Annotated in this window: 21 protein-coding genes; 4 read left to right on the forward strand and 17 right to left on the reverse strand. The window is 60.8% G+C overall.

What is annotated here, in order from left to right:
- Position 1 precedes the first annotated feature (1 nt).
- The 7 genes from ispC to rpsB form a co-directional block, all read right to left on the reverse strand.
- Complete coding sequence (ispC, locus tag CNQ84_RS00455; RefSeq protein ID WP_096002964.1) at positions 2 to 1,198, reverse strand: 1-deoxy-D-xylulose-5-phosphate reductoisomerase; 1,197 nt, start codon at positions 1,196 to 1,198, stop codon at positions 2 to 4.
- The gene (locus tag CNQ84_RS00460; RefSeq protein WP_096002965.1) at positions 1,195 to 2,010 is read right to left on the reverse strand and encodes a phosphatidate cytidylyltransferase; all 816 of its coding nucleotides are present in this window, start codon (positions 2,008 to 2,010) and stop codon (positions 1,195 to 1,197) included. Before CNQ84_RS00460 ends, ispC begins: the two co-directional genes overlap by 4 nt.
- Positions 2,010 to 2,762: a polyprenyl diphosphate synthase gene (uppS, locus tag CNQ84_RS00465; RefSeq protein ID WP_096002966.1), complete on the reverse strand. Its 753-nt coding sequence runs from the start codon at positions 2,760 to 2,762 to the stop codon at positions 2,010 to 2,012. Before uppS ends, CNQ84_RS00460 begins: the two co-directional genes overlap by 1 nt.
- Before the next feature lie 24 nt (positions 2,763 to 2,786).
- Positions 2,787 to 3,344 (reverse strand): ribosome recycling factor, encoded by a 558-nt coding sequence (gene frr, locus CNQ84_RS00470; RefSeq protein WP_083724557.1) that lies wholly within the window; start codon positions 3,342 to 3,344, stop codon positions 2,787 to 2,789.
- Positions 3,345 to 3,348: 4 nt separating this feature from the next.
- Positions 3,349 to 4,083: a UMP kinase gene (gene pyrH / locus CNQ84_RS00475; protein ID WP_096002967.1), complete on the reverse strand. Its 735-nt coding sequence runs from the start codon at positions 4,081 to 4,083 to the stop codon at positions 3,349 to 3,351.
- 185 nt (positions 4,084 to 4,268) lie between these two features.
- Positions 4,269 to 5,138 carry a translation elongation factor Ts gene (tsf, locus tag CNQ84_RS00480; protein WP_096002968.1) on the reverse strand — a complete coding sequence of 290 codons (870 nt, stop codon included), beginning with the start codon at positions 5,136 to 5,138 and terminating at the stop codon, positions 4,269 to 4,271.
- Between the two features lie 138 nt (positions 5,139 to 5,276).
- Positions 5,277 to 6,014 carry a 30S ribosomal protein S2 gene (rpsB, locus tag CNQ84_RS00485; RefSeq protein ID WP_096002969.1) on the reverse strand — a complete coding sequence of 246 codons (738 nt, stop codon included), beginning with the start codon at positions 6,012 to 6,014 and terminating at the stop codon, positions 5,277 to 5,279.
- 282 nt (positions 6,015 to 6,296) lie between these two features.
- Between rpsB and map the strand changes: the two genes are divergently transcribed.
- From map to CNQ84_RS00505, 4 genes are all read left to right on the forward strand, one after another.
- Complete coding sequence (map, locus tag CNQ84_RS00490; protein ID WP_096002970.1) at positions 6,297 to 7,085, forward strand: type I methionyl aminopeptidase; 789 nt, start codon at positions 6,297 to 6,299, stop codon at positions 7,083 to 7,085.
- Positions 7,086 to 7,137: 52 nt separating this feature from the next.
- A complete protein-coding gene (locus tag CNQ84_RS00495; protein ID WP_245841183.1) occupies positions 7,138 to 9,837 on the forward strand; it encodes a [protein-PII] uridylyltransferase in 2,700 nt (899 codons plus the stop codon).
- 9 nt (positions 9,838 to 9,846) lie between these two features.
- Positions 9,847 to 11,043 (forward strand): succinyldiaminopimelate transaminase, encoded by a 1,197-nt coding sequence (dapC, locus tag CNQ84_RS00500; protein WP_096002972.1) that lies wholly within the window; start codon positions 9,847 to 9,849, stop codon positions 11,041 to 11,043.
- Positions 11,044 to 11,433: 390 nt separating this feature from the next.
- The gene (locus CNQ84_RS00505; RefSeq protein WP_096002973.1) at positions 11,434 to 11,733 is read left to right on the forward strand and encodes a hypothetical protein; all 300 of its coding nucleotides are present in this window, start codon (positions 11,434 to 11,436) and stop codon (positions 11,731 to 11,733) included.
- Here CNQ84_RS00505 and CNQ84_RS00510 read toward each other — a convergent pair.
- The 10 genes from CNQ84_RS00510 to CNQ84_RS00555 form a co-directional block, all read right to left on the reverse strand.
- Positions 11,730 to 12,266, reverse strand: a complete 537-nt coding sequence (locus CNQ84_RS00510; protein ID WP_217350039.1) for a lysis system i-spanin subunit Rz — start codon at positions 12,264 to 12,266, stop codon at positions 11,730 to 11,732. The genes CNQ84_RS00505 and CNQ84_RS00510 overlap by 4 nt on opposite strands.
- Positions 12,256 to 12,738 carry a hypothetical protein gene (locus CNQ84_RS00515; protein ID WP_096002974.1) on the reverse strand — a complete coding sequence of 161 codons (483 nt, stop codon included), beginning with the start codon at positions 12,736 to 12,738 and terminating at the stop codon, positions 12,256 to 12,258. Before CNQ84_RS00515 ends, CNQ84_RS00510 begins: the two co-directional genes overlap by 11 nt.
- 56 nt (positions 12,739 to 12,794) lie before the next feature.
- A complete protein-coding gene (locus CNQ84_RS20575) occupies positions 12,795 to 15,422 on the reverse strand; it encodes an SGNH/GDSL hydrolase family protein (RefSeq protein ID WP_174704233.1) in 2,628 nt (875 codons plus the stop codon).
- A gap of 25 nt (positions 15,423 to 15,447) precedes the next feature.
- Positions 15,448 to 16,158 carry a hypothetical protein gene (locus tag CNQ84_RS00525; RefSeq protein WP_096002975.1) on the reverse strand — a complete coding sequence of 237 codons (711 nt, stop codon included), beginning with the start codon at positions 16,156 to 16,158 and terminating at the stop codon, positions 15,448 to 15,450.
- Between the two features lie 9 nt (positions 16,159 to 16,167).
- Positions 16,168 to 17,850: a hypothetical protein gene (locus CNQ84_RS00530; protein ID WP_133065852.1), complete on the reverse strand. Its 1,683-nt coding sequence runs from the start codon at positions 17,848 to 17,850 to the stop codon at positions 16,168 to 16,170.
- Positions 17,847 to 18,275 (reverse strand): hypothetical protein, encoded by a 429-nt coding sequence (locus CNQ84_RS00535; protein WP_096002977.1) that lies wholly within the window; start codon positions 18,273 to 18,275, stop codon positions 17,847 to 17,849. The genes CNQ84_RS00530 and CNQ84_RS00535 overlap by 4 nt, the downstream gene beginning before the upstream one ends.
- A gap of 2 nt (positions 18,276 to 18,277) precedes the next feature.
- Complete coding sequence (locus tag CNQ84_RS00540) at positions 18,278 to 19,978, reverse strand: hypothetical protein (protein ID WP_096002978.1); 1,701 nt, start codon at positions 19,976 to 19,978, stop codon at positions 18,278 to 18,280.
- Between the two features lie 3 nt (positions 19,979 to 19,981).
- On the reverse strand, positions 19,982 to 20,488 hold the full coding sequence (locus CNQ84_RS00545) for a hypothetical protein (protein WP_096002979.1): 507 nt from the start codon (positions 20,486 to 20,488) through the stop codon (positions 19,982 to 19,984).
- A 3-nt stretch (positions 20,489 to 20,491) separates the two neighbouring features.
- Positions 20,492 to 23,569 (reverse strand): tape measure protein, encoded by a 3,078-nt coding sequence (locus CNQ84_RS00550; RefSeq protein ID WP_133065853.1) that lies wholly within the window; start codon positions 23,567 to 23,569, stop codon positions 20,492 to 20,494.
- 110 nt (positions 23,570 to 23,679) lie between these two features.
- Positions 23,680 to 23,982, reverse strand: coding sequence for a phage tail assembly protein (locus CNQ84_RS00555; protein WP_096002981.1), 303 nt, complete (start codon positions 23,980 to 23,982; stop codon positions 23,680 to 23,682).
- Between the last annotated feature and the right edge of the window lie 33 nt (positions 23,983 to 24,015).

Below are 24,015 nucleotides of genomic sequence, written 5' to 3' on the forward strand. Positions count from 1 at the left end.
CTCACAAGGTGATCGACAGGCTCCGCGCGCGCACCCAGCGCTGCGCGTGAGCCCGAGCCAGCCGATCGGCTGACAGAATGTGCTCCAGATGACTTACCGACTCGCCTGGCAACTGCGTCAGAGCGTCCTCGATAATAACAGGGATATCGGTAAAGCCCACTCGACCCTCGAGAAACGCCTGCACCGCCACTTCATTGGCGGCATTGAGCACCGCACAACTGGTCCCCCCGGCCGCCGCGGCCTCGCGCGCCAGGCGCAGACACGGGAAGCGGACCGGGTCCGGCGCCTCAAAATCCAGACGAGCGGTCAACAACAGATCCAGCGCACTGACCCCCGAATCGATGCGTTCTGGCCAGGCCAGGGCATGGGCGATGGGAGTGCGCATATCCGGATTACCCAGCTGCGCCAGCACCGAGCCGTCGACGTAGTCGACCAGCGAGTGCACCACGCTCTGCGGATGAACAACCACCTCAACCTGATCCGGGCGCGCATCAAACAGCCAGCAGGCCTCAATCAGCTCCAGCCCCTTGTTCATCATGCTGGCCGAGTCGACTGAAATCTTCTGCCCCATCGACCAGTTCGGATGGGCACAGGCCTGAGCTGGCGTCACGTGAGCCAGCTCAGCCTGCGAAAAATTACGGAAAGGACCGCCGGAGGCAGTCAACAGAATACGGCGTACACCGACATGCGCGAGCCCGTCGGCATAGTTGCCCGGCATGCACTGGAAGATCGCGTTGTGTTCGCTGTCGATGGGCAGCAACTGGGCGCCGGAGGCGTGTACGGCCCGCATGAATAGGGCGCCAGACATGACCAGCGCCTCCTTGTTGGCGAGCAATACCCGCTTGCCCGCCTGGGCGGCTGCCAGCGTGGGCCGCAGACCCGCTGCTCCGACAATGGCAGCCATAACCACATCGACACCGTCGACGGAGGCCACATCGGCCAGCGCATCCTCGCCCCAGCTCACCTCAGTAGGCAGGCCTGCCTCGCGCAAGACCTGCTGCAGCGCCACTGCCTGCTCGCTCGTAGCGACAACGGCGCGGTCCGGGCGGTGCTGACGACATTGATCAGCCAGCTCCGCCATGCGGCTATGGCCAGTCAGTGCGTAAACCCGATAACGCTCGGGATGACGGGCAATCACATCCAGTGTGCTGACCCCAATAGAGCCGGTTGCCCCCAGCACGGTAACCGACAGGGTCACGCCAGACGACTCCCAAGCAGCAGCCAGACTGCCACATACATGGGAATAGCCGCCGCCAGACTGTCGATACGATCCAGCACGCCGCCATGCCCGGGCAGCAGATTACTACTGTCCTTCAAACCTTCTTCACGCTTGAACAGGCTTTCGGTCAGATCACCCACAACCGAGATCAACACCACTAGCGCAGCGCCGACCAGGCCCAGCAGGATCGACGGAAAACCCCAACCCAGATACAGCATGGCTGCCAGTGCCAATGACAAACTGACCACCAGCCCACCCAAAAGGCCCTCACGGGTCTTGCCCGGACTGACGTTGGGCAGCAACTTGTTACGACCAAAACGTTTGCCGCTGAAGTAGGCACCGATATCGGCACCGAACACCAGCACGGCCAGCCCCAGCAACATCCACAACCCCTGCTCCTGAGCGCGCAGCCAGACGATACCAGCCCAGGCCGGCAGCAGAATCAGCAGACCGAACAGCTGGCGCACAAAGCTGCCACGCCACAGGCCGCTGCCGTTGGGGTAGCGCAGAATCATCACCGTGGCCATGCACCACCAGACCAGTGCCGGACCAACAAAGAAAATGATCGGCCAGGCATCACGGTACAACCCCACCATGAACACCCCCAGGGTCGCCGCGTAGACAATGCGACCACCCTGCCGAGTCTCACCGCACAGCCGCGCCCACTCCCAGGCCGCGAGCGCCACGATGGCACCAACGAACAAGGCAAACCATGCACCTTGCAGAGATACAAACCCGGCGATTGCCACAATCGCCAGGATAACGCCGGTAATAACCCGTTGCTTGAGCATCAGGCCCCCGTTGCAATCTGTTCGCTGGTTTTGCCAAAGCGGCGTTGACGACCGGCAAAGTCGGCCATCGCCTCACGCAGGGCCGCCTGCTTGAAGTCGGGCCAGTAAAGGTCGGAGAAATACAGCTCGGCATAGGCCAGCTGCCATAACAGGAAGTTGCTGATGCGTTTCTCGCCGCCAGTGCGAATGCACAAATCTGGCAGCGGCAGGTTGGCGGTGCTGAGGCGGGCCTCCAGCGCCTCTTCCGTCAGTGACTCAACGGAGCGCTCACCGCGAACAGCCTCTGCTGCCAGCGAGCGGGCTGCCTGGGCAATATCCCACTGCCCACCGTAGTTGGCTGCAACCACCAGGGTCAGACGACTGTTCTGTGCAGTGGTCTGTTCAGCCTGCTCCATTGCGGCTTGCAACTCGGGGGCAAACCGACTGCGATCACCAATAATCTGAAGTCGCACGCCGTTTTCCCGGAGCTTGCGCACCTCACGACGCAACGCGCCGAGAAACAGCTCCATCAGCGCACCCACTTCGTCCTCGGGACGGCGCCAGTTTTCACTGGAGAAGGCAAACAAAGTCAGCACTTCTACACCGTCTTCCAGGCAGACCTCGATCATCGCCTTGACCGCGTCGACGCCAGCCTTGTGGCCGGCAACACCAGGCATCAACCGCTTGCGCGCCCAGCGGTTGTTACCATCCATGATGATCGCAACGTGACGGGGCGTATTGGTATCCTTGCCAGCGGGACTTGTGATGTTCATTCGGTACTCTTGCAGCTGATGGCCTTAGATGGCCATCAGGTCCTTTTCTTTTACTTCCAGTACTTTCTCAATCTCGGCAACAAACTTGTCGGTGAGCTTCTGGATGTCATCAGCTGCGCGGCGCTCTTCGTCCTCGCTGATTTCCTTTTCTTTCTGCAGATCCTTGAGCTGGCTCAGGGCATCGCGACGAATATTACGTACGGCGATACGACCATTCTCGGCCTCGGCGCGGGCCTGCTTGGTGTAGCCCTTGCGCGTTTCCTCGGTCAGCGCCGGCATGGGTACGCGGATCGTGGTGCCGGAGGTGGCCGGGTTCAGACCCAGATCGGACATCATGATGGCCTTCTCGACCGCCTGGATCATGCCCTTGTCAAACACGCTCAGGGCCAGGGTACGGGAGTCTTCAACGTTAACGTTGGCCACCTGACGCAGCGGAGTATCCGCGCCGTAGTAGGACACGATGATGCTGTCCAGCAGGGCCGGGTGTGCGCGACCGGTACGAATCTTGGCGAAGGCATGCTCCAGCGCTTCGACGGACTTCTTCATGCGCTCCTGCGCGTCTTGCTTGATTTCGTTGATCATTGACTCAACCCTCGATCAGTGTTCCTTCGGCGCTACCGACTACTGCATTGAGCAACGCACCTGGCTTGTTCATATTAAACACCCGCAGGGGCATATTGTGGTCACGGATCAGGCAGATCGCCGTCAGGTCCATGACTTCCAGCTTGAGGTCCAGCACCTGGTCGTAGGTCAGACTCTCAAAGCGCTCGGCATCGGGGTCCTTCATCGGATCGGCGTTGTAAACACCATCAACCTTGGTTGCCTTAAGCACCAGGTCGGCATCGACCTCGATGCCACGCAGGCAGGCTGCGGTATCCGTGGTGAAGAAGGGGTTGCCCGTACCGGCGGAGAATATTACCACGTCGCCACCGGCCAGGTAGCGCATTGCCTTGCGGCGATCATAATGCTCGGTCACGCCTTCCATGGTGATGGCCGACATGACACGTGTCTGAATATTGGAGCGTTCCAGCGAATCACGCATCGCCAGCGCGTTCATGACCGTTGCCAGCATCCCCATGTGATCACCGGTCACCCGATCCATACCCGCCGCGCTCAGCGCAGCGCCGCGGAACAGGTTACCGCCACCAATCACCAGCCCGACCTGCACCCCGATACCGATCAGCTGCCCGACTTCCAGCGCCATGCGATCAAGCACCTTGGGGTCGATACCGAAATCCTCGGTCCCCATCAGGGCTTCACCGCTAAGTTTGAGAAGGATGCGCTTGTACTTGGGTTGGCGGCTACTGGGCACCTGGGCCATGCTTGACTCTCCTGTTCGGGGATGGAGAAACACTCAACGAGTTGCACCAGACAACAACGGCGCGAACTTGTTCAGTGTTTCTTGAAAAAGAGGCTTCACGCCTGCGCGGGAAGCCTCTCATATCAACCTTGTCGCCCCCGCATAATTGCGAAAGCGGTGCACCGGTCAGCGTGCACTATAGCGTATTACTGCTTGGCAGCAGCCAGCTGAGCGGCAACTTCGGCAGCAAAGTCAGCTTCGGCACGCTCGATGCCCTCACCCACTTCAAAACGCACGAAAGAAACAACTTCAGCACCGGCTTTCTTGGCCAGCTCACCCACCTTCAGGTCGGGATCCTTGACGAAAGGCTGCTCGATCAGGCTGCCTTCGGAAACGAACTTGTTGATACGGCCCTTGACCATGTTTTCAACAATGTTTTCCGGCTTGCCAGCGATTTTGTCAGCGTTCAGCGCCAGGAAGATTTCCTTCTCTTTAGCGATCGCTTCTTCGGATACCTGAGAGGCATCCAGGAATTGCGGGTTGCTGGCAGCAACGTGCATGGCGATATCGCGAGCCAGCTCTTCGTTACCACCGTTCAGGGTAACAACAACACCGATACGGTGACCGTGCAGGTAGGCACCAACAACATCACCCTCAACGCGAGTCAGGCGACGGATGTTGACGTTCTCGCCCGTCTTGGCAACCAGCGCCTCACGGGCCGACTCCTGATCAGCGATCAGCGGGGCAGCTTCGGTGTAACCCGCTTCAAATGCCTTGTCCAGGCTGGCGGCAACGAACGCCTTGAAGTCTTCCTGCAGAGCCAGGAAGTCAGTCTGGGAGTTGACCTCAATAATCACGGCGGACTTGTTGTCGGCAGCAACCTTGACGGCGATGGAGCCTTCAGCGGCGATGTTGCCGGCTTTCTTGGCAGCCTTGATGGCGCCGGAAGCGCGCATGTCGTCAATGGCTTTCTCGATGTCGCCTTCGGCGGCAACCAGTGCCTTCTTGCATTCCATCATGCCCTGACCAGTGCGCTCACGCAGTTCTTTGACCAGTGCTGCAGTAATTTCTGCCATGGACTCTTCCTCACATAACTGGATTAGTTCCTGCTTCCGTTTGACAGCAGGAAGCAACGAATCATCTTGCGGTAAACATATTGCAAAAAGGGGGCAAGGCCCCCTTTTTGCTACGGCATTGCATCAGCCGTATGCACCTCAGCCTTCAGAAGCTTCCGGAGCAGCTTCTTCAACGAACTCGTCAGCGGCGCCAGAGTTGCTCTTGCCACGCAGAACAGCGTCAGCAACAGCAGCTGCGTACAGCTTGATGGCACGGATGGCGTCGTCGTTACCGGGGATGACGTAGTCAACGCCTTCCGGGCTGCTGTTGGTATCAACGATGCCGATAACCGGAATACCCAGTTTGTTGGCTTCGGTGATAGCGATACGCTCGTGCTCAACGTCGATGACGAACAGGGCATCAGGCAGACCGCCCATGTCCTTGATACCACCCAGGCTGCGATCCAGTTTTTCCAGATCACGGGAGCGCATCAGCGCTTCCTTCTTGGTCAGTTTGGCGAAGGTGCCGTCCTGGGACTGAACTTCCAGGTCGCGAAGACGCTTGATGGACTGACGGATGGTTTTGTAGTTGGTCAGCATGCCGCCGAGCCAGCGGTGATCAACATAGGGCTGACCAGCACGAGCCGCTTCATCAGCAATGATCTTGCTGGCAGCGCGCTTGGTGCCGACGAACAGGATCTTGTTCTTGCCGGCAGCCAGTTTTTCCACAAAGCTCAGCGCTTCGTGGAACATCGGCATGGTCTTTTCCAGGTTGATGATGTGAATCTTGTTGCGAGCGCCGAAAATGAACTTGCCCATTTTCGGGTTCCAGTAGCGGGTCTGGTGGCCGAAGTGCGCACCGGCCTTCAGCATGTCGCGCATAGAGACTTGGGTCATGATAACTCCAGTAAGTCGGGTTGGGCCTCCACGCATCCCAGCATCCAACCCCAAAGGGCACCCAGGATACCGTGTCGATACGTGTGCGGATTTAGTTTGATTTGCTGGCCGAGCCTACAGCTCTGCATTCAGCGGGGCGCTTTATACCATATCAACCCCGACGAAGAAAGCATCGACTGCGCGGCGCAGACAAGCGGCCAGTTCAACAGCAGGCCGCAGGTCTGATAGAATCCGGGGTTTTTCCACCAACGCCAGCCGGCGCCCAATCGAGAGAGTCCAGCCATGACCGTCACCATCAAGACCGCCGAAGACATTGCCGGCATGCGGGTCGCCGGCCGCCTGGCAGCCGAGGTTCTGGAAATGATCGGCGAGCACGTCAAGCCTGGCGTCACCACCGACGAGCTGGATCGCATCTGCCATGACTATATCGTCAACGTTCAGCAAGCGATCCCCGCCCCCCTCAACTACGGCGGCGCCCCCGGCCGCATGCCCTTTCCCAAGTCCATCTGCACCTCGCTCAACCATGTGGTCTGTCACGGCATTCCGAATGACAAACCGCTGAAGAGCGGCGACTCGCTGAATATCGACGTTACCGTCATCAAGGACGGCTATCACGGCGACACCAGCAAGATGTTCATGGTCGGCGAGGTGCCGGAGTGGGCCGAACGCCTGGCCCGCATCACGCAGGAATGCATGTACAAGGGTATTTCCGTCGTGCGCCCGGGCGCGCGTCTGGGTGACATCGGTGCCATCATTCAGGAACACGCCCACGCCAATCGCTACAGCGTGGTGCGCGAGTACTGCGGACACGGCATCGGCAAGGTATTCCACGAAGACCCGCAGATCCTGCACTACGGTCGCGCCGGTACCGGTATGGAGATGCAGGAAGGCATGATCTTCACCATCGAACCAATGATCAACCAGGGCCGCCCGGAAACCCGTCTGCTGGGAGATAATTGGACTGCGATCACCAAGGATCGCAAATTGTCCGCGCAGTGGGAGCACACCATTCTGGTCACCGCCGACGGCTACGAGGTACTGACCCTGCGCAGCGAAGAGACCTTCCGCTAACAGGCAACTGATTCGCTGTCCGGCCACACCGACCTGCCGAGGAACTGAAATGATGGATGACGCGCTTTTCGATCCCGGCCAGTTTCAGGCCGAACTGGCTCTCAAGAGCAGCCCGATCGCGGCCTTCAAAAAGGCCATACGTCAGGCTGACACCGTGCTGTCCCAGCGTTTTGCCGAGGGCCGCGACATTCATCAACTGATCCACGAACGTGCCTGGGTTACCGATCAGATTCTGCAACAGGCCTGGGCGCGTCTGCCCTGCGCTGGCGACGCCGGCATCTCTTTGCTGGCGGTCGGCGGCTACGGTCGCGGCGAGCTGCACCCGCACTCTGACATCGACCTGCTGATCCTGCTGCGGGGCGATGTCGAACCCTACCGCGACGCCATCGAAGCCTTTTTGCTGCTGCTTTGGGATATCGGCCTGGAAGTCGGACAGAGTGTGCGCAGCATTGAAGAGTGCCAGCAGGAGGCGGCGGCCGACATCACTGTCATCACCAACCTGATGGAATCGCGCACGCTGGCGGGCGACGAGGCACTGCGTCAGGACATGATGCAGGCGATCGACACCAGCCACATGTGGACCGACGCCGAGTTTTTCCGCGCCAAACGTGCCGAGCAGCAGGCACGCCATGCCAAGTTCAACGATACCGAATACAACCTCGAACCCAACGTCAAAAGCTCTCCGGGCGGCCTGCGTGACATCCAGACCATCGCCTGGGTCGCCTTGCGCCACTTTGGCACCAACGACCTGCGTGAGCTGGTGCAGCAAGGTTTTCTGAACGAGCCGGAATACACCATTCTCGCGGCCGGTCGCGCCTTCCTGTGGAAGGTTCGCTTCGCCCTGCACACCCTCGCCGGGCGCGCTGAAGACCGCCTGCTGTTCGATCACCAGCGGGCGCTGGCCAAGTTACTGGGCTACGAGGGCACCGACAGCAAACTGGCGGTCGAGCGTTTCATGCAGAAGTACTACCGGGTGGTAATGTCGCTATCGGAGTTGAACGACCTGCTGATGCAGCATTTTGAAGAGATCCTGCTGCGTGACGCCGAAGCCGCGGACATCCGCCCGCTCAACAGCCGCTTTCAGGTACGCAACCACTACATCGAAGTCACCAACCCGAACGTCTTCCAGCGCACGCCCTTTGCCATTCTGGAGATTTTCCTGCTGATGGCGCAAAACCCGGATATCCGCGGCGTGCGCGCCGACAGCATTCGCCTGCTGCGTGATCACCGTCACCTGATTGACGACGCTTTCCGCAGCGACATCCGCAACACCAGCCTGTTTATCGAGCTGTTCCGCTGCAAGGAAGGCATTCACCGCAACCTGCGCCGCATGAACCGCTACGGCATTCTCGGCCGCTACCTGCCCGAGTTCGGCAAGATCGTCGGCCAGATGCAGCACGACCTGTTCCATATCTATACGGTCGATGCGCACACGCTGAATCTGATCAAGCACCTGCGCAAGTTAAGCTGGCCCGAATACCAGGATCGCTACCCGCTGGCCTGGCGTATCTTCTGCCGCCTGCCCAAACCGGACCTGCTATATATGGCCGGGCTGTATCACGACATCGCCAAAGGGCGCGGCGGCGACCATTCGGAGCTGGGCGCGGTCGACGCCGAGCTGTTCTGCCAACGCCATCACCTGCCGGCCTGGGACACCCACCTGGTCAGCTGGCTGGTCGAAAACCATCTGCTGATGTCCACCACCGCCCAGCGCAAGGACATTTCCGACCCGCTGGAAATTCACGACTTTGCCACCAAGGTCGGCAATCAGGTCCGACTCGACTACCTCTATGTGCTAACCATCGCCGACATCAACGCCACCAACCCGACGCTGTGGAACTCCTGGCGCGCATCGCTGCTGCGCCAGCTCTACACCGAGACCAAGCGCGCCCTGCGTCGTGGCCTGGACAACCCGCCGGATCGCGAAGAGCACATTCGCCAGACGCAGCAGGCCGCACTCGACATCCTGGTTCGCAACGGCGTGGACGAAGACGACGCCGAAGCCCTCTGGGACGAGCTGGGTGACGACTATTTTCTGCGCCACACCGCCAGCGACGTAGCCTGGCACACCGAGGCCATTGCCCAGCACGGCCAGCGCCAAAGCCCACTGGTACTGATCAAGGAAACGGCCCAGCGCGAGTTTGAGGGCGCAACTCAGATCTTCATTTACACCCCGGAGCAGAACGACCTCTTCGCGGCCACCGTGTCGGCGATGGATCAGCTCAATCTGAGCATTCAGGACGCTCGCATCATCACCTCGACCAGCCAGTTCAGCCTGGACACCTACATCGTGCTCGACTCCGACGGCGGCTCCATCGGCGACAACCCGGAGCGCATCCGCCAGATCAAGCACGACCTGGTCGACGCCCTCTCCGATCCGGACGCCTTCCCGACCATCATCCAGCGCCGCGTACCGCGCCAGCTCAAGCACTTTGCCTTTGCCCCCGAGGTCACCATCTCCAACGACCCGAGCGGGCAGCACACCATCCTTGAGCTGAGCGCACCCGACCGTCCCGGCCTGCTGGCCCGCATGGGCCGCATTCTGCTGGACTTCGATATCAGCGTGCAGAACGCCAAGATTGTCACCCTGGGCGAGCGCGTCGACGACGTGTTCGTCATTACCGACGCCAACAATCAGGCGCTGTCAGACCCGCAACTGTGCGAGCGTCTGCAGCAAACCATTATCGACACACTCAGCAGTACCCAGCCGACCGCGCAGGAGTACAGCAGCCCCATTGCCATCGGCCCCTGAGGACACAGAATGAATCACGACCTGCAGCGCCTGCAGCCCTACCCCTTTGAAAAGCTGCGCGCGCTGATCGCCGACGTCACGCCCAACCCGGCGCTGCGCCCGATCTCGCTGTCAATCGGCGAGCCCAAGCACCCGTCACCGCCCTTCGTGCTGCAGGCGCTGGCCGACAACCTCAACCAGGCGGCGGTCTACCCGACCACCCAGGGCAAGCCCGAGCTGCGCCAAAGCATCGCCGACTGGCTGACCAAACGCTTTGCGCTAAGCGCCGGCAGCCTGGATATCAACGGCAATGTCATTCCGGTCAACGGCACCCGTGAAGCGCTGTTTTCCTTTACCCAGGCACTGATCGCCCGTGACCCGCAGGGCTTGGTGGTCAGCCCCAACCCCTTCTACCAAATCTACGAAGGGGCGGCATTTCTGGCTGGCGTTGAGCCGCACTACCTGGCCTGCGACGGCAGCAACGGTTTTATCCCGGATTTCAGCGCCGTTCCGGCTGACGTCTGGCAGCGCTGCCAGTTGCTATTTATCTGCACGCCCGGCAACCCGACCGGCGCGGTCATTCCACTGGACACCCTGCAACAGTTGATCAAGCTGGCCGACCAGTACGACTTCGTCATCGCCTCGGACGAGTGCTACAGCGAAATCTACGCCCCGGACGGCCCCGCGCCGGTCGGTCTGCTGCAGGCCTGCGCCGGCATGGACCGTGACGACTACGCCCGCTGCGTGGTGTTCCACAGCCTGTCCAAGCGCTCCAACCTGCCGGGGCTGCGCTCGGGCTTCGTCGCCGGCGACGCCAGTCTGCTCAAGCCGTATCTCACCTACCGCACCTACCACGGCTGCGCTATGCCGATCCACAGCCAGATCGCCAGCATCGCCGCCTGGAATGACGAGGCCCACGTAGCCGACAACCGCGCCCAGTATCAGGCCAAGTTCGACGCTGTTCTTGCCATTCTCCGCGACGTGATGGAAGTGGAACGGCCCGACGCCGGTTTCTACCTGTGGCCCAAGACACCCATCGACGACGAGACCTTCACTACCCGCCTGCTGGCCGAGCAGAATGTCGCCGTGGTGCCCGGACGTTACCTGTCACGGGAAATTGATGGTTATAATCCCGGCGCCGGACGGGTCCGCATGGCGCTGGTCGCCCCGCTGGACGAGTGTATTGAAGCGGCCGAACGCATCCGCGACTTCATCAGGAGCCTGTAAGCCATGATTACCCTGTACGGCATAAAGGCCTGAGACGCACAAGAGAACGCCAATTCCCCTTTTGAATCATCAGGTTAGGCGCAAATCGACTGTAAAAATAAACAGCGGTTTGCGCGCTAATCCACTCCTTTAAAATCAAAGACTTGCGTTCTGTTTTGGGGAAGATTTTCCCTGGAATTTAACGCCGTAGCGAGGGATTCGAACCCTCGGAGAATGAACCCAGCACCCGCGCAGACCCCGCTGCGCCTGAGTTCGCATTGACTCCTAGGGCGCTCGAGGGCGTGTAAAGGTGTGCGTAGTGCCCTAAATTTGTCCTAAGCCCTCATCCCATCTTCACAACCCATAGGCACGTCAATAAACTGTACGAATATACAGCTTATTGGTGTAGCCATGATTTTCTACGTGACGCGCATGCGGGTGAAGGGGCGCCCCCTCAAGCCCGAACAGATCAGCCGAGGCGAGCGGCTGCAGTGCAATATCCGAATTGAGCATGAAAGCTGCGTGCAAGGGCGCTCTTCTGTTGTTGCCAGAACTGCTGGCAGCGCTGGGCCGCAGGAGCCTGGGCCGTTACCCGACCTGATGGACTGCCAGCTGCATTCGATGCAAGCAAATGGCATGGTGCTGTCAGGGATCGAGGAAATTAACGGGGTGATGTATGCGCAGTCGTGGCTGTGCAGGCCTGCCCCTTAATCGGCGCCCTGCCGCTCCCGCTCCAGCTGCTGGAAATACCGCAGCTTCGCCTGGTCCTCAATCATTCCGGCTCGGATATCCCAAACAGCTGATCCAGCTTCTGGACTGAGTTCGAGGGCGGCGACATCGCCCAGGCCGCTGCCGCCTGTGGTTTCGGACACGACAGCGTCGGCGCGAGCAATTCTGACTTGGATACGCAGCTCGCGCCGCTCAGCGTCAGCACCAGCATACATACCCCGCAGCCTTTCATTATCAGCCTTTTCATCTTGCAACTCCCCGTAGTATTTCTGATCCAGCGCCTGCATTCGCTCGCGCTCGGCCACCAGCAGCTCCTGCTGTTTCTGCAGCTGTCGCTGCCCTGCCCTTGCAATCTCCCCCAGCGTGTTCGCGTGCGCAGTATTGGCCCGGTCCAGCGCCGCCTCACCGTTTGCGCCCTGCCAGCTCCACCCCACCCCAAACCCCAGCAACACCATGGCGGCCACTGCCGCCAGAGCGCCGCCGATCTGGGCGAGTAGCTTGTATTTACTCAGCATGCTGCACCTCTTCAATGGCCTGCGCGTACAGCGGCGCCCACGTTTTTGGGTGCGGCTTACCGGGGCGCCAATTGCGGATGTAGTAGTCCCACGCGGCCTGCACCTCGCCGATGGCAGGCAGCGGGCGGGGGTCTGTCCAGAGCAGCAGCCGAGCGAAGCCAGCGGCGAGTATGTCGTCGTGCTCGAGCGCGGCGAATGCAGCAGACGAGGACGGAGCTACGCCGCGGGCAACGCACAGCCCCTTGGCCAGATCGCGACTGGCCGGGTGCGTTAGCACGCCGCGCACACCGCCGCCCAGCTCGAACTGCCACCAGCCGTGCGCCGGCCCGCCGATCTGGTGCCGGTGCTCGAACCGGGATTCCTGTAGCCCGATAGCCAGTATCTGCACCTCAGCCGCCGGCGAGGTCATGCGATCGGGCAGCAGTGATAGCGCAGACGCAATCGGGCCGCGCCGGATTTGATCCAAGGTCATGTTTTCTCCAGGCACAAAAAAACCGCCACATGGCGGCATCGACAGACAGCTGCTAACTACGGGTTTATTTCTGATCTGAATACGGCAACAGGAATAACCCCTTCGATATTTCGTTTTGTCGTGCTCTTAACAATCAGGCGCAGCCCGTTTCGCGCAAACCTGGCCTCAAGTAGAGCACTGAAATACGGCGTTACTGATTCATTATCCGCAGTATTCCACGCTAATGGATGGAACGTAGTGTCCGGAACGTAAACATCGCCAGGCAGATCCGCCCCCGCTAAAATATCGTAAGTGCCGGAGGGCACGGCTGTTGTCGAGTTATCAACTGTGTTGTTGTACAGATATAGCCTGACATATAGCACATCCCCCACGCGCTTCATTGCGCTAATACGAAGTGGGCTTGTGAACGTATTGCGCATATCTCCCGGCAACTTCAGAGGCATCCACCAATCGTAGTAATCGAGCGCCTGCCGCTTACTATTCACAGACAGCCGCAACTTCTTCGCAACTGTTTCACCGATCAGCTTGTGACCGAGGATATTTGGGTGAGCGGAGTCATCGAACAACCGTATCGAATCCGTAAGCCACGAACTATCGACGAGACTGCCGTCTGTTTTCAGGTAGTCGCCGAATTTGATGTAGGAGCTGCCGGCGATTGAGTCGGCGCAGCGTTTCAGCTCTATCGGCAGAGCGCGGTCAATACCGCGCTGCCACAGGAAGTCGAGGACAAGGACGCGGACGCCGTAGGTATTGGCCTCCTCGATAATCCAGTCAATTCGCTGTTTTACGGCGGCTAGATATGCTGGATCAGACTCCGCTGTAGCATTGTCGTTATACCCAAGCGCCAGTATAAACGTAGTGCTCCCGCGCACCGTTTTCTGAATAACCTCTTGCGAGATGTAACGCAGTCGACGCCCGCTCTGCGAGAAGTTGCTGAGCTGGAAATCGTATTCTGCGTTCTCGTAACTAATGCCAATTAAGCGGACAGCACCCGACACAACCCGCAACGTGATTACGCACGAACCCTGCCCGTTATCCTCAACATCCAGCCTACCGCCGTTCAGGCCGCTGGTGCGAGTGGAACCGGCAGAGCCGTCGGTATCAACGGTCATTTTGACAGCGCCATTGACAAGAATCTCGAACGTGCCGCCACCGCTAAATTCGTGATACCACACTCCGAAATAATTCTGGAATGAAGGCACCGTAACAGTCAGCGTGTTCGCAGGGGTGGACGATTCAAGGGCGAAACCGCTGATACTCCACTCAGCATTCTCCGCTGTTAATTCTGTCCAAGTTCCTGAGCGTACAACAGAGTGAATCTCGTAAGATGCGGTAGAGCCACTGCCAAGAGTGGGTAATAGGGACACAAACCCATAACTGGACGCGTTGAACTCGGCATTCACGCAGCGCTTGAGAATGTTAGTCCAGTTGTTGCGGTACGCATCACGACTGAATGCCATCTGACTTATAGAATCTCCAAAAACTGCAACTCCACGCCCACCCCACGGATATATCCAATTACGGTTAAAGTTAATGCGGTCGAGCAGGATATCCTTGTTGTCCTGCACTGCGTCTGCCTTGCCTGCCAGTGCAGTGGCCTGCGCAGTGCTGACCGGTTTGTCCGCATCGGCGGTATTGTCCACCGCACTCAGGCCCACGTCAGCCTTGGTTATCGCCACGCCACCGGTGCGGCCCTGCACACTCTGCACAGGCGCTGCCGCCGCTGCCTGCGCTGCGGTCGTGTACTGCGGGTGCGGGTCAGGTGTCGCTTCGTGCGCGCCCACCGCGCCGCTGGCTGTGCCGGCCGCATCGTATCGCCCATCAGATTCAGTCTTGGTGTATCGGTCACCCAGCGCATTGTCGGTTGCGACCACAAATGCGCTGTATGTATCCTGATTGACCTTGAGCCCAAGCCGCTGCATCAGGTCCAGCTGCTGCGTGATGTCGCCTTGGATCGTGCCCCAGGGCCGGTCGATCACACCGGCGTCAATCTCGGTGCCGTCCTGCAGGGTGAGGATCAAGTGGCCATTCTCGGCCACGGTCGCCGCAGCAACTCCCTGGCCAGCCGGGCCAGCCGGGCCTCGATCGCCACCAACAACGGCAAAGCCGTGACACACCTGCCCCGCAGTCGCACCGGCCACTTCCACATTGATGGTGCCGGTGTAGGCTCGCAGCACGTCGCCGTTCGGCAGGGTCACGTCCAGCACGTACTCACGGCTACGCCAGGCCAGAGCTGCGGTTTCGGCTGCGGACAGCTCCAGATCGACCCAGCCGCCGGCGTTAACGGTGACCGGCAGCGTGCCGACCTCTGCCCCCTTCTCATACAGACGCAGCTCTGCGGTGGCGTCGGTCAGGTCCAGCGGTGGGCGGTACACCAGCTGGCCACCTTCTGGCCGGGTGCCGGTGGCGTTGATGCCGGGCAGGTCAAGCTCTGTGGCGGTGACCACCTGGGCCATGTGCGGCAGCTGCCGCAATGGGGCGCGGTTGGCCTCGGGCAGTTGGCGGACATGCTCAACCCACACAGGCCAGTCGCCGGGCAGGCCGTGCTCTACGGTGAGCCGCACCGGGCCGGTGGCGGCAATACCGGTGATGGGTTTGTAGACGGGGTTGGGTTGCATCAGGCGCAGCAGCGCACGAAAGGTCGCGCCCTGGTCGATGCGCAGGGCTAGGTTTGCGGGTGTCATGTGAGGAGTTCTCTGATGGCGAGTTTCAGGAAAGCTGCGCGTATGAGGCCAGGTCGACGATATCTACAGCCAGCTGAAGACGGATAACCCCGCCGGCGTACTCTCCAGCCCGCACGGCGATAGTGAGCCTGACACGGGCAGTGGCCGAGGCTGTGAGTTCGAGGTAGGCGTTGCTAGGCCCCAGAGAGGCCGATATGTCAGCGTGTGGCTGTATCAGCGCCTCAATGATGTCTCTGCCATTGCCGGCGATACGTACGCGCCCGCCAGCGGACAGCGTTGCCTCGACTGTGTTTTCTAGCCGCTTGCTACCCGGCATGTCTGCTGGTGCGCTAAAGGTCACCAGACCGGCGCCGGGCGCGGTAGCCCAATACGGCATTGCCGGGTCGAGCGTTACGTCACTACCGGTAGGCGCGGCATAGACCTGCTGCAACCCGGCGCCTTCCAGATTGGTAACACGGCTATCCAGCGCCTCCTGCCCCAAGAAAATCTGAGCCAGAATTGCGCTGTTCACGGAGCAGTAAATAACACTGCCGGCGCCCCACTCCTGGGCACTCTCGCGCAGCAGCATGGCTTGGCCTGATTCGACCATGGCGGCAAGGATCTCCCAGCGCGTGGCCGCTGTCTCGCTGTCCGCAACCGTCAGGATGTACTGGCCGTCAGGCAAATCCAGCTCGGCCTCAACCTGGGCTACCGTGAGCTGAAGCGGTCGCAGCCAGTTATCAACAAAGTTGAGCATTTCATGTCCTCAGGTAAATCTGACGGGGTGCCGTTGAGCCATCAGCACTTGCCCCGTGACCGGCTGGTAAGCGCCGTACTTGTTTGTTACCGGGTGAACACCCGCCGCGCCCTTCTCGCCGCTTGGGGTGAGCACCCGTGAAACGCCAATCTCGGTGGTGCTGACCCTGCACGCCACACCAAAGGCCATGTCGCACCACCTGATCAGCGTGGGGAAGCTGTCCAGGGTGCACTCATATGCAGCGGCTGCTGACTCGCCAGCAGTTTCGGGCAACCCGGCAGGCGCGCTGACGGAGCCCAGCTGCTGCGTAGTCGGCCCTTGCTGCGTCTGGCCTGCGGGGCTTTCTGCCACAACGGTGTAGGTCACAATCGCCGCGTCGGGCGCTGCTGGCGGCGGGAAGTACCCGCCCTGCGCCTGGTAGTGCCAGTCGTACCGGATCGTCCTTGTGTGTCGGCACTCTTCATTGAGTGTTTGCCCGTTCCAGGTCACAGCAATCTGATCAATGTTGGTCTCGGTGATAACCCTGCTGGCTTCGCCCTCGGCGCTACCCGCGTAGGTTGTTGCGCCCTCGCTGTCGATCACCATCACCAAGCTGTCATCCAGAATTTGCTCGGTGTAGGTGCTGGCCCGTTGGCGCGTGGCGATGCGATTGACGACCACCGGCGCCGGGGTGCCCTTGGCATCAAACCAATACCCCACCACTTTGCCGAGCAGCATCCGTGTCTCCTGGCCGACCTCCTCCGTGACCGAGAATGACCTAGAGACAAGCGGCAGCGGCGTGTTGGAGGGCTGCGGGTACGGCCCTGGGGGCGCATCGATCCTGAAGCCCTGCAGGTCATTGGGCGTATACACGTTGGTTGTGACCGAGCCAGTGGGCATCGGCGTGTGGCTGACGCTGCCAAGGCATTCGCTGCGGGTGGCGAGCTCGGTTGCCTGCACACTAAAGTTGACCCCTCCGGCAAAAGGGGTGCCGCTCACCTCGATCAGCCAGAACCCCAGCGCCGTGACATCGTTGACCGAGAATGATGCTGCGTTCTCTCGCAGCGAGTTGTTGCCGGCGTTGTACACCCCAACGATGATTTTGCTGCCGTCCGGTACCGCGCCAACAACGCAGTAGCGAAACCCGCCGTTCGACCACCCAGCCCGGGAGAACTCCGCCGTTTGCTGTACATTTAGCCGCGTTGTTTTCTGCAGGCCAGCCCAAGGCTTGAGCACAAATCCGGACGGGTCTGCGCTAACCGTCAAGTCAACAGCGTCAAAGTCCCAGGCGTTTGCAGGGCTGACTCGCTGCACCGACAAATTGAGTTTCCACGGCCAACCCATATCGGCATCCCAGTAGAACCAAGCCCTGGTGCCAAGATGCTTGCCATGTACCTCGCCCCGAAAACCACCAGCAACGAGCGCATAGTCACGCCATACCATCCCCTGCGCAGCTTGCTCTGCAGGGGTTTCCGGGAGCTTGGCGGCACCAGGCAGGCGCTGCATGAACACCGTGCCGTGGTGGGCGATGTTGGCCTGATCAATATCCGAACTCGGCGGCCACGGCATTTCCGCACCACCGGGCAGCGTCAGGGTTTGCTGAGCCGAGAGATACTGATCACCACCAACGCCCGGTGGTGGCGTGACAAACTCACGACGCACGACGCCGTGCCATGGGCAACCCCACAGCGGAGCATTTGTTTCTGTGCTCATGGTGTTGGCGCCGATGTGCCCGCAAGATAGATTTCAACCGGCGCGCCGTCCGCATCCTCAAGCAGCAGCCGGCTCAGCAGCGGATAAACAAACAGGCCGTCAGTGCTGGGTATGCCGTTCGTGTGGTACAGCCGGCTGCCGTAGTTCACCTCTTCCAGGGGGCTGGCGATGCCGCCGCCACTGCCGGGGTTGCGCTCTGGCTCGTAGTTGCGCTCTACCCGGCCCCGCCCTGCCGCAATCGCCCCGCGAGGCTCTTCACGCCGCAGCGTGGGAGGCGGCTTACGCTCGGTTAGGTTGTCGGCCAGGGTTTGCACCAGGCGGTCAGCCATGGATTGCTGACGGGCGGTCAAATTGTTTTGAATCCCAGACCTGCGACCCTCCAGGTTGCCCTGCAGTCGCCGGCGGCGATCATCTGTAGCGCTCATGGTTACAGCTCCAACTGGTCAATCGGCGGGGCAAGGCGATAGGTCACTGCCTGCTCTGCAGTGATTTCGTCTCGCCAGCTGGCAGGGATCTCTGGCGTATCGACGATAAAGCGGCGCGGGTAGCGCTCCAGCGTGTTCTCGTTGGCGTCCGGTACCGAGTAGTTGCCAGCAAAGCCGGGCAGCTCTTCGTCATACTCCGGCGCAGTGCTGCGAAACCCCAGCTGCGTGGGCAGCGCGCCCGGCGACGGCACCATCGGTTCATCTACAAACTCGGGCGGCACCGGTATAGCCAGGGCATCGCTGATCGCATCCGCAGCGCCGCGGCTGGTGCTGATCTCGATTGTGCGAATGGCCGCGCCCGTCTCCAGATTCAGCTCGTCAATCACTTGTTCAGCCGCACCGGTAACAACGGCATTGCGATTTATCAGCCGCAGGCCTTGGCCAGCGTCCACACCCAGCGCGTGCGCCAAAGGGATATCCCAGCTCACAAGGTTGCCGCGCTGGGCCTTGATTACCGAGGCAGCAGCGCGGGCAATGCCAACCTGCAGGGCGGCATCTAACCGCGCCTGATCTCGCACAGGCAGCGACTCAAGCGGGTCGCCGTTGTTCAGGATCGGGCTGGTTGGGCGCGAACCCTCCCAGTTCCTGTCATTGTCGGAGTCGGTGTCCAGCACAATGCGATCGCGCTCAACTACCGGCCCAACGCCGTCGACAGCCGCCTCAACCACAAAGGTTAGGCGATACTGCTCGACGGCCCGCTGTGTCCAGCGGATAGCCGCCGACCAGTCGGCGCCCAGCAGCAGATCCGTGTGGATGTTGTACCAGGGCGGGTTCAGCTCTGTGTTGGTGGGCGGCAACCGGGTGTAGTTGGCGCTGCGCACAAACCAGCCTGCAGCCTCGGTGGCCTGCACAATCATGTCCACGTCTGGCAGCTCGGTGGTGTCCGTTCTCCAGGCCGTGAACGGGGCGTCCGGATGCTCCCAGCTGTAGTTGCGGTTGCGCTGGCGGTACCGGGTATACCGGTAGTCCAGCTCCAGCTCATAGGTGTTGATGGTATCGGTCAGCACTGCCAGCGAGACCTCTACCGAGCCGTACATCACTGAGCCGTCAGCAAACTCATAGCTGATGCTCGCTGGCTGCCAAGGGGTGATGCGTGGCGTGCCGTGCCGGTCCACGCCAAGGCCGGCTTGCCGCGTGCTAATTCGCTCTTGGGCGTACTCCCAGCGCGAGCGGCCGGCAACCTCCTCAAACACATCCGGAGACCAGTAGCCACCAACCTGCAGGTCTATCTGGTCAAGCTCCATGCTCTCGAAAGTATCCGCCAGGCGTGTTGTAGCCTCGCAGGCGAGCTGGCGGGTGAAGACGTCAAACACGGGCTGCACAAGGTAGCCAGTGAACAGCCGCGCAGTGACAACCGGGTCACCCATGACGTGAAAATCCACGGTGACCGCCTGCCCAGCCAGAGCTCCAACATCGATAGGCGCGTCATCCATCCACAGGGTGAAGCTAGCAACGGTGTCGCCATCGCGCGGGCACGCCACGCGAATACTGGTCTGTAGCTTGTCGCTTACGTCCGCGCCACCCAGGGTGACGGTCACAGTCCAGGCGAAGCTGCTGCCAGGCTCGATGACAGTGGCCGCAGGCGCGCCGCTCGGCGCCAGGCCGTTGAGCGGCACAGCATTGAGGGGGTAGGCATTGAGCATGCATCAAATCTCGTTGGCAACGATCTGCCAGGCAACATCACCCGCCGACAGGTCCTCATCCGGCGGCACACACAGCACCTGCTGGAAGCGCGGAAACCAAACAACGCTGTACATTTGCGCACCGACAACCGGCGTGATGGTGGCGTCTCTACCAGCCATGGCCACAGGCGTTGGCACCCAGTCACGCCCGACCAGCGCGTGAGCCTCTACCGGCACATCAGGCCGCGCATCGGTTTGAATGCGCACCTCCGTGCTGGTAGTGGTGACGCGCTTTGGCTTTGGGCACCAGAGGTCCTGGTACTCATCCCAGTCGAGCACATCCAGGCCGGTGGCCATCCAGCCGGTGCCAGAGATAGTGACCTGCCACTTTTTCCAGTGCCGCATGCGCACAAGTTTGCCGCCAGACAGGCGCGCATCCTCTGCGCCACCCGCAGCGGAGTAGGCAACGCGCGGAGCTCCGGCATGCAGGGGGACTTCAATGCCCCCCAGTTTCAAGCGTGGTGCAGCCATGCCCTACCCCTTTTTGAGTCCGTAACGCTTGCCTGCTTTAAGCAGTGCTTCGATGGTGCCGCTGTCGCCCTGCAGCGCGTATTGCTGGCCGTCCAGCATGAGGTTGAGGGTTGCCGTTCCTAGGCTGCCAGCGCCAGCAGTGGCAGGCATCGGCGGGATATAGGGCACAGTTCGCGGCATGGACACCAGCCCGCCATCGGCGTAGCCGTTGCGCAGAATGGACATGCCGTGGCGGCGGAACGCTTCCATGAAAGCCAGAGCGCCGGGTTCGCGCATGCGGTATTTGGGTTGCACGTACTCGTCGGCGTGCACGACGCCGGCAACCTTGTACTTGCTGCCAGGGCCAGTCCAGCCGCCACCGGAGAAACCGCCCAAGTTCTCGCCCGCAGTGAATCGGTTGTAGAGGTCGGTGACATCCACCGAGCCATCTGAATAAACCGTGCGCACCGGAATGACCAGCTCGGTGCCGTTGACGCTCTTGGCGAACTCGGCAAGCTGGTTGCGCGCCTCTGCCAGGCTGGCGTCATCCAGCTTGACGCTGACATCCATGTCCTTCAGCTGCGCGGCTTGAGCTTTCAAGGCCTCAATCTCGCCTTGGATGCGCTGAAGCTCCTCGGCTGCCTTGTTCTCCTGCAGCTTGTTGGCCGCCAGGTCGATCTGCTCAAGGTCGCTTATGAATCCAGCAAAGCCGTAGGTGTTCTCCCCAGCCTCAGACAGCTCGACGAGCATGTCGCGCGCGGCACGGGCTTGGCGTTGCGCTTCTTCAAAGTCGCCCCGCTGCAATGCCTGCCTGGCATTGACCTTGAGCTGCTGCGCAGCGCCATAGGAAGGCTCGCCAGCGCCAGCACCGTTGACCTTGTCCAGCGCCTCGCTGTAGCTCTTCTCAATGTCGAGCCGAGCTTTGCGGACCTTCTCCAGCTCGCCGTTGGCCTTTTTCTCTTCATCGACCAGCGATTTGAGTGTTGCCTTGGCCTTCTCCAGCTCTTGGTCGCGAGCCTGACCGATGCCGTCAACGTAGGCCCGGTAGGCAGCAGCGGCCCTATTGTTTGCCAACTCCCGAGTTCCAGCTGCGACATCAGCGAGAAAAGCCTGCTCCTCGTTCATCCCTGTTATCTCCTCCAGGGCGGCAGCGCGGGCGGCCTGCAAGGTTTGCAGCTTATTGCGCAGATCTTCTTCCGAAAAGAACAGGTCCGTCAGAATGTCGCCAGGGCTCCAGCTGCCGTCAAGCGATTGCTCGATAGCGCGGATCTCGTTGTTGATCCTATCCAGCTCTGCGAGGTTTCCGGCAAGTGACGCAGGCAGCGCGGCGAGCAGGTCACCAAAATCGCCAAAGTCAGCGAGAGCACCGGTGGCAATACCCCCAAGGGTAACCATAGCCCCGGACAGCCTGGACAGTCCTTCCGCCGTTGCCGGATCGCCAACACGCTCTTTCAGCGAATCCAGCGAGCTAATCAGGGGGGTTGTGTCCGCCTTCGATACCGCCTCATTCCAGGCGTTTGACAGGCGAGTCATTGCGCCGCCAACCGTCTCGGGCAGCTGGGCCGCTTCCGCTTTGATGGCCTCTGACTGGCTCAGTAACGCCTCGGTAACCCGGCTGGCAGTCAGCTCGCCCTCGGCAGCCAGATCCCGCAGACGCCCGATTGGCACGCCTAAGCCGTCCGCTAGCGCCTGCATTAATCGCGGAGCTTGCTCAGCTACGGAGTTGAATTCGTCACCCCGGAGAGCACCAGCCCCCAGGGCCTGAGCAAACTGAATAACCCCATTAGTCGCCTCTTCAGCAGTGGCGCCCGATATCCGGAAAGTGGCGGAAACAACCTCCGTTACTCCGAGGATTTCGCGCTGGGATCTGCCCGCCTCCCGAAGAGCGGGCGCAATGCGAGCGTACAACGTGACAAGGGATGAAAACGGGGCTTGATTCTGGTCTGCAATGCGGCGCAGCTCTTCCTGCGCTTCATTGAATTCTTCCTGAGAGTCCGTCACCAGCCGCAGGCGAGCATCCATGTTGGCGTACTCGTCTGAGATCCTCGCAATACCGCGTATGGCGTTAAAGGAGCCGTAAGCTGCCGACGCACCACCGATCAGGCTGAGACTTCCCACCGCTAAGCCAGCGCCGCCTGATGCTAGTCGCCCCCTGGCCTGCTCCGCGTGCATGCCTCGCAGAGCCAGCTCCGTCTCGCGCACGCGCTGCGTCATGGTCCGCTGAGCCACAGCCAATTCGTTGGTGGTGAGCATGCCGCTTCTTCTCAGCAACTCATACTGCTCTCGAGTGGTTCTGAGTTCGGCTTTGAGGGCCCGATAACGCACCACGCCAAGATCGCCACGGGCAGCCTCAATTGCTGTCTGCCTCGCCGCCTGCGCTGTTTGCAGGTAGGCGGCACGGGCCTGGCGCTGCTCCAGCACCAAGGCTTCTGCTGCCTGCTCGGCAGTGAGCGCGGTGCTTCGGGTCGCATCGCGCAGCGTGCGAAGCTGCTGGAGCGTTTCGCGCACCTCGCGGCGATAGTTCGTTTCAGCCTCAGCACGCTCAGTGGCCGACAGGCTCCCATCACGTGACACCAACTGGTACTGGCGGCGCAGCTCAACAAGGCTGCGCTGGGCATCCTCAATGGCGCCAACCCCGAGCGCCTTGCGGGCGTTGACGTTAGCAAGGTCTGCATTGCCCTGCTGAACGGCAGAGGTAAGCGCGGTAGCCAGGCGCGTCTGCTCGTTGGCCAGATTGCGGGTATCAATACCAGCGGCCTGCAGCTCGGAGCGACGGCGACCAAGCTGGACCGTCAGCAGCCCCTCTGCCCGCTCCAGCTTGGACAGCTCGGAGACGGCTTCGCGGTACTCAGCCTGCATAGCCCGTGTCGGGTTGGCTGTGCCGGCCAGCGCTTGCGCCAGCTCACGAACGCGATCACGCGCCTGGCGCATCTGGCGCTGCGTTCCTTCAAGGTCGTTTTCCAGCGAGCGGAATGCGTTCACCTGCCGCAGCGGGCGCTCGACCTCGCGCACCAGGTCCACATACTCCTTGCGGAATTTGCCTACATCGCGGGTGGCCTTATCTACATCAGCAGAAAGCCGAAGCTCAACATCAGTGCTCACAGGTCACCCCTTTGCAGGCTTGAGGGTACGGAGAAATAACGACCACGGGTAGCTGAGCACGTCTCGGTGCCCAATCGGGATCAGTTGGCAGATGAGGCTGTCCAACTGCGCTACTGCTTCGGCAGGGGTTGTTTGACCCTGTACAGCATTGCGAAAAAAAGCGGGTTCGCCTCCTTGCAACCGCGCACCACCTCGGCGAGCTGGCTCTGGGTTAGCCCTTCAATGTCTTCAGCCTTCAAATTGGTGAACGTCGGCAGATCCGTCAGGCGGATATCCTCGCTAAGCGCGTTATCAATCAAGTCCCCAGATGGCTGAGACGCCATGAGCGCCCTGACCTCACCTACAGTCAATTCGCGGCACACAACTTCACTACCCTTCTCGCCAACAACGACGGTCATCGATGCATTACCCATGTTTCCTCCAGGCATAAAAAAACCCGCCGAAGC

Source organism: Pseudomonas abyssi (assembly GCF_002307495.1).
GTDB classification, from domain to species: domain Bacteria; phylum Pseudomonadota; class Gammaproteobacteria; order Pseudomonadales; family Pseudomonadaceae; genus Halopseudomonas; species Halopseudomonas abyssi.

What these genes read in the sequence shown, in the direction of transcription:
- CNQ84_RS00460 (WP_096002965.1), bottom strand. Translation starts at nt 2,010, where the DNA reads ATGCTCAAGCAACGGGTTATTACCGGCGTTATCCTGGCGATTGTGGCA.
- uppS (WP_096002966.1), bottom strand. Translation starts at nt 2,762, where the DNA reads ATGAACATCACAAGTCCCGCTGGCAAGGATACCAATACGCCCCGTCAC.
- frr (WP_083724557.1), bottom strand. Translation starts at nt 3,344, where the DNA reads ATGATCAACGAAATCAAGCAAGACGCGCAGGAGCGCATGAAGAAGTCC.
- pyrH (WP_096002967.1), bottom strand. Translation starts at nt 4,083, where the DNA reads ATGGCCCAGGTGCCCAGTAGCCGCCAACCCAAGTACAAGCGCATCCTT.
- tsf (WP_096002968.1), bottom strand. Translation starts at nt 5,138, where the DNA reads ATGGCAGAAATTACTGCAGCACTGGTCAAAGAACTGCGTGAGCGCACT.
- rpsB (WP_096002969.1), bottom strand. Translation starts at nt 6,014, where the DNA reads ATGACCCAAGTCTCTATGCGCGACATGCTGAAGGCCGGTGCGCACTTC.
- map (WP_096002970.1), top strand. Translation starts at nt 6,297, where the DNA reads ATGACCGTCACCATCAAGACCGCCGAAGACATTGCCGGCATGCGGGTC.
- CNQ84_RS00495 (WP_245841183.1), top strand. Translation starts at nt 7,138, where the DNA reads ATGGATGACGCGCTTTTCGATCCCGGCCAGTTTCAGGCCGAACTGGCT.
- dapC (WP_096002972.1), top strand. Translation starts at nt 9,847, where the DNA reads ATGAATCACGACCTGCAGCGCCTGCAGCCCTACCCCTTTGAAAAGCTG.
- CNQ84_RS00505 (WP_096002973.1), top strand. Translation starts at nt 11,434, where the DNA reads ATGATTTTCTACGTGACGCGCATGCGGGTGAAGGGGCGCCCCCTCAAG.
- CNQ84_RS00510 (WP_217350039.1), bottom strand. Translation starts at nt 12,266, where the DNA reads ATGCTGAGTAAATACAAGCTACTCGCCCAGATCGGCGGCGCTCTGGCG.
- CNQ84_RS00515 (WP_096002974.1), bottom strand. Translation starts at nt 12,738, where the DNA reads ATGACCTTGGATCAAATCCGGCGCGGCCCGATTGCGTCTGCGCTATCA.
- CNQ84_RS20575 (WP_174704233.1), bottom strand. Translation starts at nt 15,422, where the DNA reads ATGACACCCGCAAACCTAGCCCTGCGCATCGACCAGGGCGCGACCTTT.
- CNQ84_RS00525 (WP_096002975.1), bottom strand. Translation starts at nt 16,158, where the DNA reads ATGCTCAACTTTGTTGATAACTGGCTGCGACCGCTTCAGCTCACGGTA.
- CNQ84_RS00530 (WP_133065852.1), bottom strand. Translation starts at nt 17,850, where the DNA reads ATGAGCACAGAAACAAATGCTCCGCTGTGGGGTTGCCCATGGCACGGC.
- CNQ84_RS00535 (WP_096002977.1), bottom strand. Translation starts at nt 18,275, where the DNA reads ATGAGCGCTACAGATGATCGCCGCCGGCGACTGCAGGGCAACCTGGAG.
- CNQ84_RS00540 (WP_096002978.1), bottom strand. Translation starts at nt 19,978, where the DNA reads ATGCTCAATGCCTACCCCCTCAATGCTGTGCCGCTCAACGGCCTGGCG.
- CNQ84_RS00545 (WP_096002979.1), bottom strand. Translation starts at nt 20,488, where the DNA reads ATGGCTGCACCACGCTTGAAACTGGGGGGCATTGAAGTCCCCCTGCAT.
- CNQ84_RS00555 (WP_096002981.1), bottom strand. Translation starts at nt 23,982, where the DNA reads ATGGGTAATGCATCGATGACCGTCGTTGTTGGCGAGAAGGGTAGTGAA.